General features: G+C 36.3%; 18 protein-coding genes. 13 read left to right on the forward strand and 5 right to left on the reverse strand.

The window, feature by feature from the left end; genetic code table 11:
- Positions 1-3 precede the first annotated feature (3 nt).
- The 4 genes from rfaQ to waaC are packed head-to-tail and all read right to left on the reverse strand — an operon-like array spanning position 4 to position 3653.
- Complete coding sequence (gene rfaQ / locus ACZ47B_RS00485; protein ID WP_464894716.1) at positions 4-1092, reverse strand: putative lipopolysaccharide heptosyltransferase III; 1089 nt, start codon at positions 1090-1092, stop codon at positions 4-6.
- Positions 1089-1790: a glycosyltransferase family 2 protein gene (locus ACZ47B_RS00490; protein ID WP_464894717.1), complete on the reverse strand. Its 702-nt coding sequence runs from the start codon at positions 1788-1790 to the stop codon at positions 1089-1091. Before ACZ47B_RS00490 ends, rfaQ begins: the two co-directional genes overlap by 4 nt.
- Complete coding sequence (locus tag ACZ47B_RS00495) at positions 1787-2677, reverse strand: lipid A biosynthesis lauroyl acyltransferase (protein ID WP_464894718.1); 891 nt, start codon at positions 2675-2677, stop codon at positions 1787-1789. Before ACZ47B_RS00495 ends, ACZ47B_RS00490 begins: the two co-directional genes overlap by 4 nt.
- A complete protein-coding gene (waaC, locus tag ACZ47B_RS00500) occupies positions 2670-3653 on the reverse strand; it encodes a lipopolysaccharide heptosyltransferase I (protein ID WP_464894719.1) in 984 nt (327 codons plus the stop codon). Before waaC ends, ACZ47B_RS00495 begins: the two co-directional genes overlap by 8 nt.
- 68 nt (positions 3654-3721) lie before the next feature.
- On the opposite strand from waaC, the gene ACZ47B_RS00505 reads away from it, so the two are divergent.
- The 13 genes from ACZ47B_RS00505 to ACZ47B_RS00565 all read left to right on the forward strand — a co-directional run bounded on the left by ACZ47B_RS00505 (position 3722) and on the right by ACZ47B_RS00565 (position 14154).
- Positions 3722-4012: a nucleotidyltransferase family protein gene (locus ACZ47B_RS00505; RefSeq protein ID WP_464894720.1), complete on the forward strand. Its 291-nt coding sequence runs from the start codon at positions 3722-3724 to the stop codon at positions 4010-4012.
- A complete protein-coding gene (locus ACZ47B_RS00510; protein ID WP_464894721.1) occupies positions 4005-4340 on the forward strand; it encodes a HepT-like ribonuclease domain-containing protein in 336 nt (111 codons plus the stop codon). The genes ACZ47B_RS00505 and ACZ47B_RS00510 overlap by 8 nt, the downstream gene beginning before the upstream one ends.
- 3 nt (positions 4341-4343) lie before the next feature.
- A complete protein-coding gene (locus tag ACZ47B_RS00515; RefSeq protein ID WP_464894722.1) occupies positions 4344-5132 on the forward strand; it encodes a 3'-5' exonuclease in 789 nt (262 codons plus the stop codon).
- Positions 5129-6451: a UDP-glucose dehydrogenase family protein gene (locus tag ACZ47B_RS00520; protein ID WP_464894723.1), complete on the forward strand. Its 1323-nt coding sequence runs from the start codon at positions 5129-5131 to the stop codon at positions 6449-6451. The genes ACZ47B_RS00515 and ACZ47B_RS00520 overlap by 4 nt, the downstream gene beginning before the upstream one ends.
- The gene (hisH, locus tag ACZ47B_RS00525; protein ID WP_464894724.1) at positions 6452-7069 is read left to right on the forward strand and encodes an imidazole glycerol phosphate synthase subunit HisH; all 618 of its coding nucleotides are present in this window, start codon (positions 6452-6454) and stop codon (positions 7067-7069) included.
- Between the two features lie 2 nt (positions 7070-7071).
- Positions 7072-7779 (forward strand): 1-(5-phosphoribosyl)-5-[(5-phosphoribosylamino)methylideneamino]imidazole-4-carboxamide isomerase, encoded by a 708-nt coding sequence (gene hisA / locus ACZ47B_RS00530; protein WP_464894725.1) that lies wholly within the window; start codon positions 7072-7074, stop codon positions 7777-7779.
- Positions 7780-7844: 65 nt separating this feature from the next.
- The gene (locus tag ACZ47B_RS00535; protein ID WP_464894726.1) at positions 7845-8210 is read left to right on the forward strand and encodes a chemotaxis response regulator CheY; all 366 of its coding nucleotides are present in this window, start codon (positions 7845-7847) and stop codon (positions 8208-8210) included.
- Positions 8211-8213: 3 nt separating this feature from the next.
- A complete protein-coding gene (locus ACZ47B_RS00540) occupies positions 8214-9041 on the forward strand; it encodes a 50S ribosomal protein L11 methyltransferase (RefSeq protein WP_464894727.1) in 828 nt (275 codons plus the stop codon).
- A gap of 3 nt (positions 9042-9044) precedes the next feature.
- Positions 9045-11072, forward strand: coding sequence for an ATP-dependent zinc metalloprotease FtsH (gene ftsH, locus ACZ47B_RS00545; RefSeq protein WP_464894728.1), 2028 nt, complete (start codon positions 9045-9047; stop codon positions 11070-11072).
- 5 nt (positions 11073-11077) lie between these two features.
- On the forward strand, positions 11078-11737 hold the full coding sequence (locus ACZ47B_RS00550; protein ID WP_464894729.1) for a phosphatidylserine decarboxylase: 660 nt from the start codon (positions 11078-11080) through the stop codon (positions 11735-11737).
- Positions 11721-12461, forward strand: a complete 741-nt coding sequence (pssA, locus tag ACZ47B_RS00555) for a CDP-diacylglycerol--serine O-phosphatidyltransferase (RefSeq protein WP_464894730.1) — start codon at positions 11721-11723, stop codon at positions 12459-12461. Before ACZ47B_RS00550 ends, pssA begins: the two co-directional genes overlap by 17 nt.
- The gene (locus ACZ47B_RS00560) at positions 12439-12576 is read left to right on the forward strand and encodes a hypothetical protein (protein WP_464894731.1); all 138 of its coding nucleotides are present in this window, start codon (positions 12439-12441) and stop codon (positions 12574-12576) included. The genes pssA and ACZ47B_RS00560 overlap by 23 nt, the downstream gene beginning before the upstream one ends.
- Positions 12577-12636: 60 nt before the next feature.
- Positions 12637-14154, forward strand: coding sequence for a 2-isopropylmalate synthase (locus tag ACZ47B_RS00565; RefSeq protein ID WP_464894732.1), 1518 nt, complete (start codon positions 12637-12639; stop codon positions 14152-14154).
- A 1-nt stretch (position 14155) separates the two neighbouring features.
- Here ACZ47B_RS00565 and ACZ47B_RS00570 read toward each other — a convergent pair whose 3' ends face one another.
- Positions 14156-15439, reverse strand: a complete 1284-nt coding sequence (locus tag ACZ47B_RS00570; RefSeq protein WP_464894733.1) for an L-cysteine desulfidase family protein — start codon at positions 15437-15439, stop codon at positions 14156-14158.
- Between the last annotated feature and the right edge of the window lie 125 nt (positions 15440-15564).

Genomic DNA, 15564 nt, shown 5'->3' on the forward strand with positions numbered 1-15564 from the left:
TTTTTAACTTATGTTGTGCTTTGCGTAACATAAGTTATTAATATATTTTTTTATATTTTCCATTTCCAAGTTTATCAAACAGTCACTTATCTTCGTACCGTTACATCCGTCTTTCCCGCACGGTACGCACTCCCAATCTCTTTGTATGACTGTATGTTTGCCCATACTTCTTATGCCTCTTCTTGTTTTATATCCGCTTTCAAGCATATCATTATCCCAAGGTCCCCAGTGATCGGCACCGCTTGGTCCGAAAAATGCCAAAACAGGAGTATCGTTTGCGGCACTTATATGCATGATGGCGGTATCGACTCCTATGAAAAACTTTGCTTTAGAGTTTAGATACGCTGTCTCTTTGAGACTTAATTTGCCCGAAAGATTCAAAGGTGTGCTTTTGCATAAACTTATGATAGATGATATTTTATCCAATTCCTGCTTAACGGGAGCAGAAGTCAATACAACTTCATATTCTAACTCATTTTTGCAATAGTCTATTATCTTCGCTACAGTAGCATCGTCGAGGCATTTAAAAAGCCATCTTGAAACGGGATGGACATGTATAAACTCTTTTTTTGGAAGTAGGGCATCTACTTTTTTTTCATCGTTTTTACTCCAGAAAAGCTCAACCTTTTTATCTCGTATAGGGATATCAAGCACTCTTAAAACATCAAGATTTGTCTCTATAGTGTGTCTGAGCCCTTGTGGAGGAAGGTTTATATCAAATACATTTTTCAAGAGTTTGTTCTTGGAAGTTTTATATCCGATTTTTTTCTTCGCTTTGCTTATCATGGAGAGTTGTGCTCCTCTGTCACCTTCTGTGAGATTGATGATGAGGTCATATCTTTGTTTTCTTATGCTTAGAGCAAATTTTATCTCACTAAAGACCCTTTTGATGCCTTTTTGGGATTTGACCCGTTCTCTATCGTATATGATGATGTCGTTGATATTTGGATTTAGTGTTATCATTTCCTCAGTACCCTTGTTCAACGCAACATCTATCAAAGCATCCGGATACGCTCTTTTTAGATTCGATAAAAGAGGAGTTATCAAAAGCACATCCCCAATATTTCTAAATTTCATTACCAAAATTTTCATTTGATATACTTCCAAAATGTATACTGCCCATACAGCTTTGCTATAACAAAACCTCTCCAACCATCCAAAAATCCTCTTTTTAAAAAGTAGATCTTGAAAAATGTCCAGTATGGGTTTATAACGGCTTTTAGTCTGTTTTGTTTTGCATTAAGAGAAGAGTATCTGTTTTGTTTTGCTATGAAATCATCTATATTGTCATAAGCATAGTGGATCATATGATTTTTCAAGATTCCTACATTACCTTTTATGACTAATTTCTCATGTACCTCATCATCACTGAATGTTCCATAACCTTTTTTAAAAAGTCTTATAGTATAGTCGGGGTACAATCCGCAATGCTTTATCGGTTTTCCAAAAAAGTAGTTTAGTCTTGCAACTTTATATCCGTTGATAGAAGTTTTACTATCCACCGTAGATAAGATTTCATCCTGTAATTCTTTTGTTATCACTTCATCACTGTCAAGTACAAATATCCACTCGTTTTTACACTCTTTTATGGCAAACTGCTTTTGCTTTCCAAATCCCATCCACTCTTTTTGTATCACTTTGCATCCAAGACTCTTGCAGATGTCCACGGTGCTATCATTTGAGCCGCTGTCGATCACTACCACCTCATCGGCAAATAAAGCGGATTTTATGGATGTTTCTATGGTTTTTTGTGCATCTTTGGTGATCATAGCTATGGATAACTTACTCATTTGTATATCTCTTCATACTGATTTTTCCATTTTTTATGAAACCAAAACCACTCATCAGGCTTCTTTTTCACGGCTTTTTCTATGGCATCTGATTGTTTTTGGGTCAATTCTACTATATCCTTTTGTATATCATCGCTTTTTACGGGTGATATTTTATCATAAAAGGTTATCTTGTAATTTTTGTAGTCATCCGTAGTTATAAAAAGAGGTATGATTACGGCATTGAATTTTCTTGCAAGCAGTGCGGTGCTGTGAGTTTGTCTAGCTTTTTTACCGAAAAAGTTCACAAGCACTCCTTCGCTTTCCGCTGTGTTCTGATCTACCAAGAGGCCTAGTATCCTGCCTTTTAAAAGAGCTTTTATCATCCCCTTCATAGCGCCGTTTTTATCTAAAAGCTCTATATCGAACTGTTCTCGGTTCTTTTTGAGTATTTTGTTTAGGTATTTACCGTCCAATGTTCTTCCTATGGCAGTAGCACTCCCGAAAAATGCTCCGATACTAAGTGCTATAAGCTCCCAGTTCCCATAGTGTGCCGTTATGAGTATGACTCTCTCTTTCTTTTTTAGGGCATCTTCTAGTACCTCTTCATTCTCAAAGGTTACTTTCTTTTTCAACTTTTCTCTTGATATTCCTTGATTTTCTATAAAATCAGCCAAAAAATAGACAAGGTTTTTATAACATTTTTTAACGATTCTGTTTTTTTCTTCTTCATCCATCGTTTTGCCATACGCAAAGTCAAGATTCGTTTTTATGATCTTTCTATGTTTCGTATCAAATATATAAATGACCCAGGCTGTAAAATCAAGCAGAGGATGAAGTACCAGATCAGGCGTATACTTGACTATAAATTGAAACATATAAAATGCATACAGATAGATTCTATCCATTCAAAAGCCTTTTCGCTTTTTGTATGATCTTCTTTTCATCTATGGACTTGATGCATGTATCTTCTTTGTCAAGTTTCAAAGGATTGATCTTTTTATTGCAGTCAATTGTAAGGTTTATATCGGTTTTAAGAGTGTTTCTAAAGCTTGGAGTAGGTCCAAATATGGTAATACTTGGTTTATTTAGTGCCCATGCCATATGAGTAGGGCCGCTGTCGCTTCCTATGGTAAGATCACTTTTTGATATAAGAGCCTTCAGTTCATCCAAACTCATTTTGGGTAGGATTGTAGTATTTGAAGAATTTTCTTTTATAAAAATGGCACTCTCTTTTTCCTTCTCGTTTCCCCAGGAGAGTAGAAAATTTGCATCTATATTTTTTGCAATATTTAAAAATTTCTCTTTGGGGTAGATTTTACTTTGCCAGCTTGAGCCCATTATCAAAACTATATTTTTTTTGGTATCGCTAATGTAGGGATTTATGCTTTCTTCACTCTTTTTTGAGTAGTACAGTGAAGGTTTTTTGGTAAAGAGCATATCTTTATCCACATTTATTTTAAGAGATTTTTTTACAAGTTCGAAGTTCCTAAATATGACATTTTCTTCATATGGTATGAAATATTTCTTATAATACAAAAAAGAAGCAGCTCTTTCTCTTATGGAATTTTTATCGAACCCGTAACTTTTACCCAGAATTTTAGATATCAAGGCACTTTTTATAAGCCCCTGCAAGTCTATGACCATATCATAACCGTTTTTATACACAAATATCTTTTTTATCTCTTTTAATTTCTGTTTTTCTTTCAATTTTAGGGAAATTATGTTGTCAATATATGGGTTGAATTGTAAAATTTCACTAAACCTTTCATCGATAAACCAATCTATACTCATACTTTTTGTATGATCTTTTATGAGTTGGGGTAAAAAAGAAGCATGGATGATATCACCGAGTGCAGAGAGTTTTACTATGGCTAATCTCACCTTTACCCTTTTTTAGATATAATTATATCGAACAGTAGTTTAAAACCAAATAATCAAAGGCAGAATCTATGACTAAACAATTCATTTTAAATTATTTAAAAGAGCATAAAAAAGAGATGAAAAATGAGTATGGATTGGTTAAAATAGGGCTATTTGGAAGCTATGCAAGAGGAGAAGAGAGAGAAAACAGTGATATAGATTTAGCTATTGAGTTAAGATGCAAAAACAGTTTTAGAAGTTTTTTTGCTCTTAAAAATAGATTGGAAAAAAAATTTGGCAAAAAAGTAGATATGGGTATAGAAAGTAGTTTAAAACCGATAGCCAAAAAATATATAGACAAAGAAATCATATATGTCTAAAAGAACACTAGATTTATATATTTTTGATATATTAGATAGTGCAGATGCTATAAAAAGTTTTATAAAAGATTTAACATATGATGATTTTTTAAAAGATAGAAAAACTTATAGTGCTACAATAAGAGAGTATATTGTAATAGGGGAGGCCATCTCTTCCATATTGACACTCCTTGAAGAAAAAATACCTGACTATCCTTGGAGAAATATAAAAGATTTTAGAAATTTTATTGTTCATGAATATTTTGGAGTTGATGCTAAAATAGTCTGGGATTTGACCATATATGAGTTAGATCAAATGGTTGATAATATAAAAAAATTAAAAGAGTAAAACATGATATGTATATTTGACTGCGAAACGATACCTGATGTCGTTTTGGCTAGAAGCAAATTTGGAATTGACGGGGATGATTTTGAAGTAAGCAAAAAGGCTTTTGAAATTCAAGAAGAAAAAAGCGGATACTCTTTTTTGCCTCTTCCTTTTCATCAAGTTGTCGCTATTTCCGCCGTTATAGCGGATGATTTTGGTAAGTTTGACAAAGTCAGCTCCATTCACGGTGAAAATGAAAAAGAGATGATAGAAAACTTTTTAAACTTTATAAACAAAAAAGAGCCCAAACTCGTCAGCTTTAACGGAAGATCTTTCGATATCCCTATGCTGATGGTTAGAGCGATGAAATATAATCTTTCATGCCCTGCTTATTTTGAAAAAGAAAATAGAGAGTTGAACAAAAGCAAATGGGACAATTACCGCTCTCGTTATAGTGACAGATTTCACGTGGATTTGATGGATCATATAGGAGAGTTTGGAGCTGTAAGAGGTTTGAAACTAGATACGCTTTGTAAGATGGCGGGACTTCCCGGGAAGTACGATGTACATGGGGATGAAGTAACCGAGCTATACTATAACCAAGAGATCAAAAAGATAAAAGAGTATTGTGAAAGTGATGTTTTAAATACTTACTGGCTGTATCTAAAATATGAACTTTTAAAAGGCAATCTTACTCAAGATGACTATGTGATGAACCTTGATAATTTTCAAGAGAGATTAGATGCCGATAAATCATATACGAAAATATTTAAAGATTATATAAAAAATGAGATGGAAGGATTGGGTAAATGAATATAACAGTAGTTGGCACCGGATATGTCGGGTTGGTTACGGGTACCTGTTTTGCGGAAATGGGCAACAGTGTGGTATGCGTGGATATCGACAAGGATAAGATAGAAGGATTGAAAAAAGGTATTATCCCCATATATGAACCGGGTCTTGAGAGGATGGTGCTTAAAAATCATGATAACGAATCCTTGAAATTTACAACTGATATAAAAGATGCCTTAAAAAATGCACAGATCGTTTTTATAGCAGTCGGTACGCCCATGAGTGAAGATGGAAGTGCGGATCTTCAGTATGTCTTGGCGGTTGCGAAAGATATCGGAAAATATATGGAAAATTACCTTGTCATTGTAGATAAGTCAACCGTACCGGTCGGAACCGCAGATAAAGTAAAAAATGTCATAAAAAATGAGTTGAAAGAAAGAGGGGCGGATATATCTTTTGATGTGGTCAGTAACCCTGAGTTTTTGAAAGAGGGAGCGGCAATCGCTGACTTTATGAAGCCCGATCGCGTGGTTGTCGGGGCGGATTCTAAAAAGGCTATGGATCTACTAAAAGAGTTATACAGACCATTCACTCTAAATCATGAAAGATTTATCGCTATGGATACCAAAAGTGCGGAACTTACGAAGTATGCCGCAAATGCCATGCTTGCAACCAAGATATCTTTCATGAATGAAATGAGCCAGATAGCCTATAGAGTAGGAGCCGATATAAATATGGTCCGTCACGGCATAGGAAGTGACAGCAGGATAGGATACAGTTTCATTTATCCAGGGTGCGGATATGGAGGAAGTTGTTTCCCAAAAGATGTAAATGCGCTCAACAAGATAGCTTTGGATGTAGGCTATGAGCCAAAGATCATACCCGCAGTTGAAGAAGTAAATAAAACACAAAAAATGCTTTTGGTGGATATGATAGAAAAAAGATATGGAAAAGATTTGAGGGATATGACTTTTGGCATATGGGGGCTTAGTTTCAAACCGGAAACCGATGATATGAGAGAAGCACCGTCCATAGTGGTGATAAAAGAGCTTTTAAAAAGAGGGGCGAAGATAAAAGCTTATGACCCACAGGCTATGAACGATGCCAAGAATTTTTGGCTTAAAGGTATGGAGATAGAGTATGTCAAAAGCAAATATGACGCTTTAAATGATGCAGATGCGGCGTTGTTGATAACAGAATGGAAAGAGTTTAGAAGTCCTGATTTTGAAGAGATGAAAAAAAGACTTAACAATCCGGTGATATTTGACGGAAGAAATCAGTATAACAAGGAAACATTGAAGGAGTTTGGTTTTGAATATCATCAAATCGGAGTCGCTTAAATGCAAAAGATAGCCATCATAGACTACAACATGGGTAACCTAAGCAGCGTAAAAAATGCTTTTTTGAAGTTGGGATGTGAAGCGGATATCATAAACACTCCTGATGTCCTAAAAAATTATGACAAGATCATACTTCCCGGAGTAGGTGCTTTTGGGGATGCAATGATTCATTTGAAAGAATTTGAAATGGACCTTGCCATAAAAGAGTTTGCAAAGAGCGGAAAGCCTCTTCTTGGGATTTGTCTTGGTATGCAGCTTTTGTTTGACAGGAGTGAAGAGTTTGGATCACATATAGGTTTGGGTTTGATCCCCGGAGATATAAAGTATTTTGACAGTAGCAAGTTTGAAAAAAGACTTAAAATTCCTCATATGGGATGGAATAAACTCTTTATCCAAAAGCAAACTCCTCTTTTTGAGGGGCTTGATGAGTCGTTTTATCTTTATTTTGTTCACTCTTACCATGCTGTTGCGGATGAGAAGTATATCATAGGAAAGACTCTTTACGGGTATGAGTTTGCAAGTGCTGTACAAAAAGAGAATGTTTATGGATTTCAGCCACACCCTGAAAAAAGTCACGATGACGGACTTAAGATCATACAAAATTTTATAAGGTTGTAGAGATGGATATATTACCGGCGATTGATCTAAAAGACGGCAAAGCCGTTAGACTTAAAAAAGGATTGATGGATAGTGCCAAGATTTACAGTGATGAGCCGTGGATGGTGGCAAAAGAGTTTGAAAAGTTAGGAAGCAAGTGGGTCCATTTGGTTGACTTGAACGGTGCTTTCAAAGGTGAGCCTGCAAACTTGGAACAAATTAAAAAGATAAGAGAAAATTGTGATCTTTCTATAGAAGTGGGCGGCGGCATAAGAGATGAAGAGACTATAAAAATGTATATGGATTTGGGAGTTGAGAGGGTGATACTAGGCTCTATCGCTCTAAAAGACCCTGCTTTTGTAAAAGAGATGGCAAAAATGTATCCCATAGTTGTAGGTATCGATGCAAAAGACGGCATGGTCGCCGTTGAGGGGTGGGCAGAAGTCAGCTCCATAAAAGCGACCGATTTGGCAAAAGAGTTTGCCAAAGCCGGAGTTAAGGCCATAATTTGCACCGATATCAGTAAAGACGGGATGTTAAGCGGGGTGAACATATCTTTTACCGAGGAGATCGCCGACTCTTGTGGCATAGATACTATCGCCAGCGGTGGAGTGAAAGATATAAAAGATATAAAAAAATGTAAACAAAGCGGTAAGATAGCCGGAGTCATAGTCGGAAAGGCGTATTACGAGGGTAAGGTTGATTTAAAAGAGGCATTTAAAGTAATCTAAAACTAAAAAAAGATAAAATTAGTAAAATTTTACTGCAACAAGTAATATAATGAAAAGGAAAAAAATTGAAACTTTTAGTAGTAGATGACAGTTCGACTATGAGAAGAATTATCAAAAATACTCTTGCAAGAATTGGCCACAAGGATGTATTGGAAGCTGAAAACGGCAAGGAAGCTTGGCAGGTTATGCAGGAAAACAGTGATATTGATGTATTGATAACTGACTGGAATATGCCTGAAATGAACGGCCTTGAACTTGTCAAGAAAGTAAGGTCTGAGAGTAAGTATGAAGATATGCCTATCATCATGGTAACGACTGAAGGTGGAAAAAAAGAGGTTATAACCGCACTTAAAGCCGGAGTCAACAATTATATAGTAAAACCTTTTACACCGCAAGTTTTAAAAGAGAAGCTTGAAGATGTACTGGGCTGATGTATGCAACAAGAGTATTATGAACTTCAGGTAATTCCTACTGACAAGATAGATATATTTACCGATTTTATTTTTGAGTTTGGTATAGAAGCCATAGAGACAAAGAAAGATACGCTTATAATACGAAGTGAGGAGCCGCTTGAAGAGCTGGAATGGGGTGTTTTTGAATTTGCAAAAAAATTATCCGAAATTTTTAACGAAAAAATAGAAGTCAAATCAGAACTTACAAGAAGAGAGAATGAAGACTGGATAAGCAAATATAAAAACTCTATCACTCCTGTAAAAGTAGGAAAGTTTTATATACATCCCGCGTGGGAAAAAGAGAAAGAAGGCTTGATCAACATACTCATAGATCCGGCACTAAGCTTTGGTACCGGTCATCATGAAACTACAAGTTCCTGTTTGGAACTTATGGATAAAACAGTTAGTCAGGGTGATGAATTTTTGGATGTCGGATGTGGTAGTGGGATACTTTCCATCGCTGCATCCAAACTTGGTGCAAAGGTGGATCTTTGTGACAGTGACGAGTTGAGCGTTGATAGCGCCAAGAGAAATTTTGAGCTAAATAAAACCGGATATAATGATATCTGGATTGGCTCGGCAAACAATACGGATAAAACCTATGAGATCGTAGTAGCCAATATCGTTGCGGATGTTTTGATAATGATAAACAAAGACTTGAAAAAGAGAGTAAAAAAAGAGGGTAGTTTGATACTTTCAGGTATTTTAGATAAATATTTGGATAGTGTTTTAGCCAAATTTGACGAATTTGAATTGATAGAAGTAATAAAAAAGAAAGAGTGGAGAACTCTACAACTAAGAAAGAGGTAATCAGTGGCAAAAAAAGATAATAAGAACAAAAAAAACAATAATTTTTTCAGTGACAATCCATTGTTGGTATTTGCGATATTTTCTATCGTGATCATACTTGTATTTAAAAGTTTTGTAAATCCCTCAAACGGAATGAATGGGATGCAAGAAGGTGCTTTTGCTACTTCTCAAAGAGTGATTACTAAAAATGTGAATTACTCTCAAATCAAAGAATTGATAAAATCAAAAGAAGTACAGCAAGTAGCTATAGGACAGACAATCATAAAAGCGATATCAAAAAATGGCGGTGAAAAAGTTATATATATCGCCAAAAAAGTCGGAGATGATCCTACTTTGATACCTCTTTTGGAAAAAAACAAAGTTGCCTATACGGCTTTTAACGAAACAAACTGGTTTAGCGAACTACTGTTTTCATGGATACTTCCTATATTTATATTTTTTGGTATATGGATGTTTTTGGCAAATAGAATGCAAAAAAATATCGGCGGTGGTATACTTGGCATGGGAAGCAGCAAAAAACTTGTCAATTCAGAAAAACCAAATACAAAATTTTCCGATGTTGCCGGAGTTGAAGAGGCAAAAGATGAAGTAAAAGAGATAGTTGATTTTTTAATGCATCCGGATCGTTACCTTAGGCTTGGCGCCAAAATCCCAAAAGGTGTACTTTTAGTAGGACCTCCAGGTACGGGTAAAACACTTTTGGCCAAAGCGGTTGCAGGCGAAGCGAATGTTCCATTTTTCTCGGTTTCAGGCTCTTCTTTTATAGAAATGTTCGTTGGAGTGGGTGCCAGTAGGGTAAGAGACCTTTTTGAGGGAGCTAAAAAAGAAGCTCCTTCTATAGTATTTATAGATGAGATAGATGCTATAGGAAAAAGTAGAGCAGCCGCTGGAAACCTTGGAGGAAATGATGAAAGAGAGCAAACTCTAAATCAACTTTTAGCCGAAATGGACGGTTTTGACAGTGATAATGCCCCGGTTATCGTACTTGCGGCAACTAACAGACCCGAAGTTTTGGACCCTGCGCTTTTAAGACCCGGTAGATTTGACAGGCAAGTACTTGTCGATAAACCCGACTTCAAAGGTAGAGTTGCTATACTAAAAGTACATATAAAAGGTATAAAACTATCAAAAGATATAGACCTTGAAGAGATAGGCAGACTTACAGCAGGGCTTGCCGGAGCAGACTTGGCAAATATCATTAACGAAGCTGCACTGTTAGCCGGTAGGAACAACCAAAACGAAGTAAAACAGAAAGATTTGATCGAAGCTGTTGAAAGAGCTATAGCCGGACTTGAAAAGAAAAGCAGACGCATAAATGCAAAAGAGAAAAAGATAGTAGCTTATCATGAAAGTGGACATGCACTTATAGCTGAAACTACAAAAGGAGCAAAAAAAGTCTCCAAAGTTTCTATCATACCAAGAGGTTTGGCTGCACTTGGTTATACGCTAAATACACCTGAAGAGAACAAATACCTTATGCAAAAGCATGAACTTATAGCCGAGGTAGATACGCTACTTGGCGGAAGAGCGGCTGAACAGGTATTTATCAAGGAGATTTCAACCGGAGCCGGTAATGACCTGGAAAGAGCAACCGATATCATAAAGGCTATGGTAAGCATGTATGGAATGAGTGAAGTAGCTGGTCTTATGGTGCTTGAAAAACAGCAAAACAGATTTATCCCGGGGGCTTCAAGTAAAGACTACAGTGAAAAGATGGCAGAGCATTTGGATGAATATGTAAAAACCATGCTAGATGAAAGATATAAAAAAGTAGTAGGAACACTTGAAGAGTATAGTGAAGCTATAGAAAATATCGTTAAAGAACTTTTTGAAAAAGAAACTATTGAGGGTGAAGTTGTAAGAAAGATCATAAAAGAGTTTGAAGAGAAAAACGGTATAGTAAGAGAAGAAGATGAAAAAAGTGATATCCAAGCGGCTGAAAACGGCTTGAAAGAAAATAAAGAAAAAAAGAGTGAAGAAGATAAAAAAGAGCCAAATGGCAAGCAGGACGATGAGGATAAAAAAGAGTAACGATAATGCTGTGTAGAAAAACAGAGATCATCGCAAAAGAAGGATGGGGATATATAGGATTTTTGATATTTTTATTTATCCTGTCTCTTCTTTTGGATCTTACTTTTTTGTCGTTTCTATTTTTTATAGCTATACTTTTTGTCTCTTTTGTTTTTAGAAATCCTGAAAGGATACCGTATGAAGTTGATGAACTTTCCATCTTTTCTCCCATAGACGGTAAAGTCATTTATATAGGTAAGGTAAAAGAGGATAAATACTTCAAAAAAGATATGCTTCTTGTTTCCATAAAAAGTTCACTTTGTGATGTAAGCATCTTAAGAAACCCACTCGATCTTGATATCAAAAAAGTCCATACCATTCACGGATTGACTCTTGATGTAAAAAATGAAAAAGCAAAATTACTCAATGAGAGGGTTGAGATCATAGGAAGTTCTTTAAAAGGTGATATTTTACTTACATCCATACTTGGTAAATGTTCAAAGAAAATCTACAGATTTTGCGAGAATTTCAAAAAGGTTAGAAAAGGTGATAGATATCTTTTTTTAAACGAAGGATTGATCGATCTTTATCTACCTCTTGAATGCAGGATAAAAGTAGTTGAAGGTGAAAAAGTCAAAGCCGTAGAGACGGTTTTAGGATACTTTTTAGATGAAAAACAGCAGTAAGCATCACCTGGTCTATATAATCCCCAATCTTTTTACGGCAGCTAGTGCATTTGTAGGAGTTCTAAGTATCATAGCATCTTCCAGGGGAGAGTTTGAAAAAGCGGTTTATCTTATACTTTTGTCTTTGATATTCGACGGACTTGACGGAAGGGTGGCAAGGCTAACAAAAACTACTTCTAAGTTTGGTGCCGAGTTTGATTCGTTGGCTGATTTGGTGGCATTTGGAATGGCTCCCGCGATGCTGTTTTACTTTGACATAGGTATGCACTATGCAAAAGTGGGTTCGCTTTTGACCTCTTTGTATGTACTTTTCGGTGCTTTAAGACTAGCAAGGTTTAATGTAACGAGTCCTTCAAGCGAGCCATCAGTTTTCATAGGGGTTCCCATCCCAACCGCAGCCGTGTTTATAAGTATTTGGATACTTTTTTTTGAAAAATACCATATCTTAAAAGATCGATTTTCCTTTGTTTTGTTGGTTTTTATAGCCATAGTATCGGTACTTATGGTCAGTAACATCAGATATCCTAGTTTCAAAAAGATAAATTTACCAAAAACTGATATAAAAAGAGTTTTAATAATTTTGATAATCCTATTCTCTTTTATATATCTCTATCTTATAGAATCTTTGACATTTTTATTTACTGCTTATATACTTTATGGTTTAGCTAGAGGATATAAAAATTTTATCAAACGAAAAAAAATTGCAAAAAAAGATAAAATTTAGTATAATCATAAAAATATTCAAAGGAGAGTTGATGAATGACAGTGTCATTGGCACGGTAAAAGCCATAAAATTTTTACCTAAAATCGAGATAAAAAACTCTCTCCTGCTGCTTTAACTCTAATACTTCACACTTTTTCCAATCAATAAATTAAAACAAAATAGATAAGGATATACAATGAAAACAAAAATTATAAAAATATTTGATACCACTTTGAGAGACGGAGAGCAAAGCCCAGGAGCTTCGATGAATACCGAGGAGAAGATACAAATAGCACTTCAACTTCAAAAACTTGGAGTCGATATCATTGAAGCGGGATTTGCGGCAGCCAGTAGTGGGGATAGTGATGCTATAAGAAGAATAAGTGAACAGATAGAAAAAAGCACTGTTTGTTCGCTTGCCAGAGCTTTGCCAAAAGATATAGAAGCGGCGGCAAAGTCGATAGAGCCCGCAAAGCATAAGAGAATACATACTTTCATAGCAACCAGCCCAATTCATATGGAGTACAAACTTAAAATGACTCCGGATAAAGTTATACAAAAAGCAGTTGAAGCAGTAGAGTATGCCAAAACTTTTGTAGATGATGTTGAGTTTAGTTGTGAAGATGCCGGAAGAAGTGATATAGGTTTTTTAAAAGAGATACTTGATGCCGTTATAAAAGCAGGAGCTAGCACTCTAAATATACCTGATACCGTAGGATACAGAATGCCAAACGAAATGGGCGCTATGATAAAAGAGTTGTATGATTTTGTTGGAGATAAAGCTATACTTTCGGTTCATTGTCATAACGACTTGGGACTTGCTCTTGCAAACTCTTTGGCTTCTATAGAAAATGGAGCCGGGCAGGTAGAGTGCACCATAAACGGTCTAGGCGAAAGAGCCGGAAATGCCGCACTTGAAGAGATAGTCATGGTTTTAAAAACTAGAAACGATATCTTCTCGGAGTACAAAACCAATATCAATACAAAAGAGATATATCCTACAAGTAGACTCGTTGCAAATATCACAGGTATCATTCCTCAACCTAACAAAGCGATAGTCGGTAAAAATGCCTTTGCTCATGAAAGTGGCATTCATCAAGACGGTGTTTTAAAACATAAAGAGACATATGAGATAATGAGATCAGAAGATATAGGCTTGAACCACAACTCTTTGATACTTGGTAAACACTCCGGCAGACATGCCTTTAAAAAGAGGGTTGAGGAGCTAGGATACAGCATCAGCGACAAAGAGCTTGATGAAGCGTTTATCAAGTTTAAAGATTTGGCAGACAAGAAAAAAGAGATGTTCGATGATGATATTAGAGCCATAGTTACAAGTGAAATCACAAAAATAGAAGAGATTTATGAGCTTGTGGGTATGCAGCTTAGCGACTGTAGCGGTGGCGTTCCAACCGCAGCCATATCTATAAGATATAAAGACGAGATCATAAAAGATGCAGCCATAGGTGATGGAACCATAGATGCACTGTTTAAAACAGTTGACAGGATAAGCGGGATTGCCGGTGAATTGGTTGATTATAAAGTCGATGCCGTTACCAAAGGAAAAGATGCGCTTGCAAGAGTTGTGGTAAAAGTAAAATTTGAAGACAGTAAGATGCCAGTTATGGGGCACGGTCTTAGTATAGATACCATGAAAGCCAGTGCAAAAGCTTATGTCGGAGCATTAAACAGTTATCTATCCATGAAAAAGTAATCTAATCTGAAGGAGTCATGATCTTTAGTATAACTTGATCTGTCTCCTTCATTCCACTACTGGCAAGTAAGCCTATATTTTTTATAGTCTCTTCTATATCATCTGCTACTATTCCTTCTCCTCCGTGTAGAGCTTTGTTTGATAGTGCGAGCATTGCCGAATCAAAAGCACTGTAAACCCCCGTGGCGATTTTCATAGCGCATGATGCCTTGGCTCCGTCACAAATAACGCCTGAAATATTCCCCAAAGAGTTTGTTATAGCCATGGCAACGGTTTTATAGTCACCTCCTTGAAGATAAGCCAATGCCCCACTTACCGCACTTGTCGCGCAAATAACCCCGCAAAAAGCAGAGAGTCTTCCTATGCTTGACTTTAAGTGAATGGTGGCAAGATGAGAAAAGAAAAGTGCTCTTATGAGTTTTTCTTTCTGGATATTTTGATCTTTGCAGTATCTTATCACAGGCAAAGAAGCCGCCATGCCCTGGTTGCCACTCCCGCTTGTTGTCATCACCGGAAGTGAACAACCGCTCATCCTGGCATCTCCTCCTGCTGATGCGAAACTGGCACATCTGTTTCTTTGATCATTGCCATACAAACCTTTTTGGATATTTTTGTTGATCATGCAGCCTATATTTACTCCATACTCTCCGTCAAGCCCTGCTTGTGCGATGGTACTGTTTTTTTCTATGACTTGCTCGAACAGGTCTTCTATAAGGTGTAAATCTATGGAGTTTGCCATTTCATATATGCCTTTGATGCTTAATTTTTCCCTGTCTTCTTCATCGGAGCTGAACTCTATATCGTTACAAGTTTGCAAAAGCAGGCTTTTCCCGTTTTTTTCTATCTTTGTTATGTTTGTATGCAAATGTTTTATCTCTACCATGGCGGATTGGTTTTTAGCATAAACTACAGCTTTTGCATAAAGCGGGATATCTGTTTTTTCATGTATGACTTTTATACGGTTTTGTTTCAAGTATTGCGATACATCATCAAGTTCATCCTCTTTGACATTGGATATGACCATCAACTCCTTTGAAGCATCACCTTTTAACGCTCCCATGGCACATGCGGCTTCTATGCCAACCATTGCGTTACTGTTCGGGATTGATACAGATTTGACATTTTTTATCATATTGCCTGAAACATATATATCTATCTTCTCAGGAATAGCACCTAAAACTTGAACGGCTTTTGCACATACATAAGCAAGTGCTATGGGCTCAGTGCACCCTTGAGCGGGAACTATCTCTTCTTTTAGGATTTTTAAAACTCTTTGGGTATTCATGGTTATCCTATCTTTTTTGAATTTATAACTGATGTTACGCACCATATATAGTTTTAGATGTTTTTTGCAACATTTCATTACGAGGCAGAAAGTTGAAGAGCCACTTCCTGTAACTTGAAACTTTC

The sequence above is a fragment of the Thiofractor thiocamini genome, from assembly GCF_055384375.1.

Bases quoted from the DNA above. Each gene is read 5' to 3' on its own strand.
- rfaQ (WP_464894716.1), bottom strand. From the start codon at position 1,092: ATGAAAATTTTGGTAATGAAATTTAGAAATATTGGGGATGTGCTTTTG.
- ACZ47B_RS00490 (WP_464894717.1), bottom strand. From the start codon at position 1,790: ATGAGTAAGTTATCCATAGCTATGATCACCAAAGATGCACAAAAAACC.
- ACZ47B_RS00495 (WP_464894718.1), bottom strand. From the start codon at position 2,677: ATGGATAGAATCTATCTGTATGCATTTTATATGTTTCAATTTATAGTC.
- ACZ47B_RS00505 (WP_464894720.1), top strand. From the start codon at position 3,722: ATGACTAAACAATTCATTTTAAATTATTTAAAAGAGCATAAAAAAGAG.
- ACZ47B_RS00510 (WP_464894721.1), top strand. From the start codon at position 4,005: ATGTCTAAAAGAACACTAGATTTATATATTTTTGATATATTAGATAGT.
- ACZ47B_RS00515 (WP_464894722.1), top strand. From the start codon at position 4,344: ATGATATGTATATTTGACTGCGAAACGATACCTGATGTCGTTTTGGCT.
- ACZ47B_RS00520 (WP_464894723.1), top strand. From the start codon at position 5,129: ATGAATATAACAGTAGTTGGCACCGGATATGTCGGGTTGGTTACGGGT.
- hisH (WP_464894724.1), top strand. From the start codon at position 6,452: ATGCAAAAGATAGCCATCATAGACTACAACATGGGTAACCTAAGCAGC.
- hisA (WP_464894725.1), top strand. From the start codon at position 7,072: ATGGATATATTACCGGCGATTGATCTAAAAGACGGCAAAGCCGTTAGA.
- ACZ47B_RS00540 (WP_464894727.1), top strand. From the start codon at position 8,214: ATGCAACAAGAGTATTATGAACTTCAGGTAATTCCTACTGACAAGATA.
- ACZ47B_RS00550 (WP_464894729.1), top strand. From the start codon at position 11,078: ATGCTGTGTAGAAAAACAGAGATCATCGCAAAAGAAGGATGGGGATAT.
- pssA (WP_464894730.1), top strand. From the start codon at position 11,721: ATGAAAAACAGCAGTAAGCATCACCTGGTCTATATAATCCCCAATCTT.
- ACZ47B_RS00565 (WP_464894732.1), top strand. From the start codon at position 12,637: ATGAAAACAAAAATTATAAAAATATTTGATACCACTTTGAGAGACGGA.
- ACZ47B_RS00570 (WP_464894733.1), bottom strand. From the start codon at position 15,439: ATGAATACCCAAAGAGTTTTAAAAATCCTAAAAGAAGAGATAGTTCCC.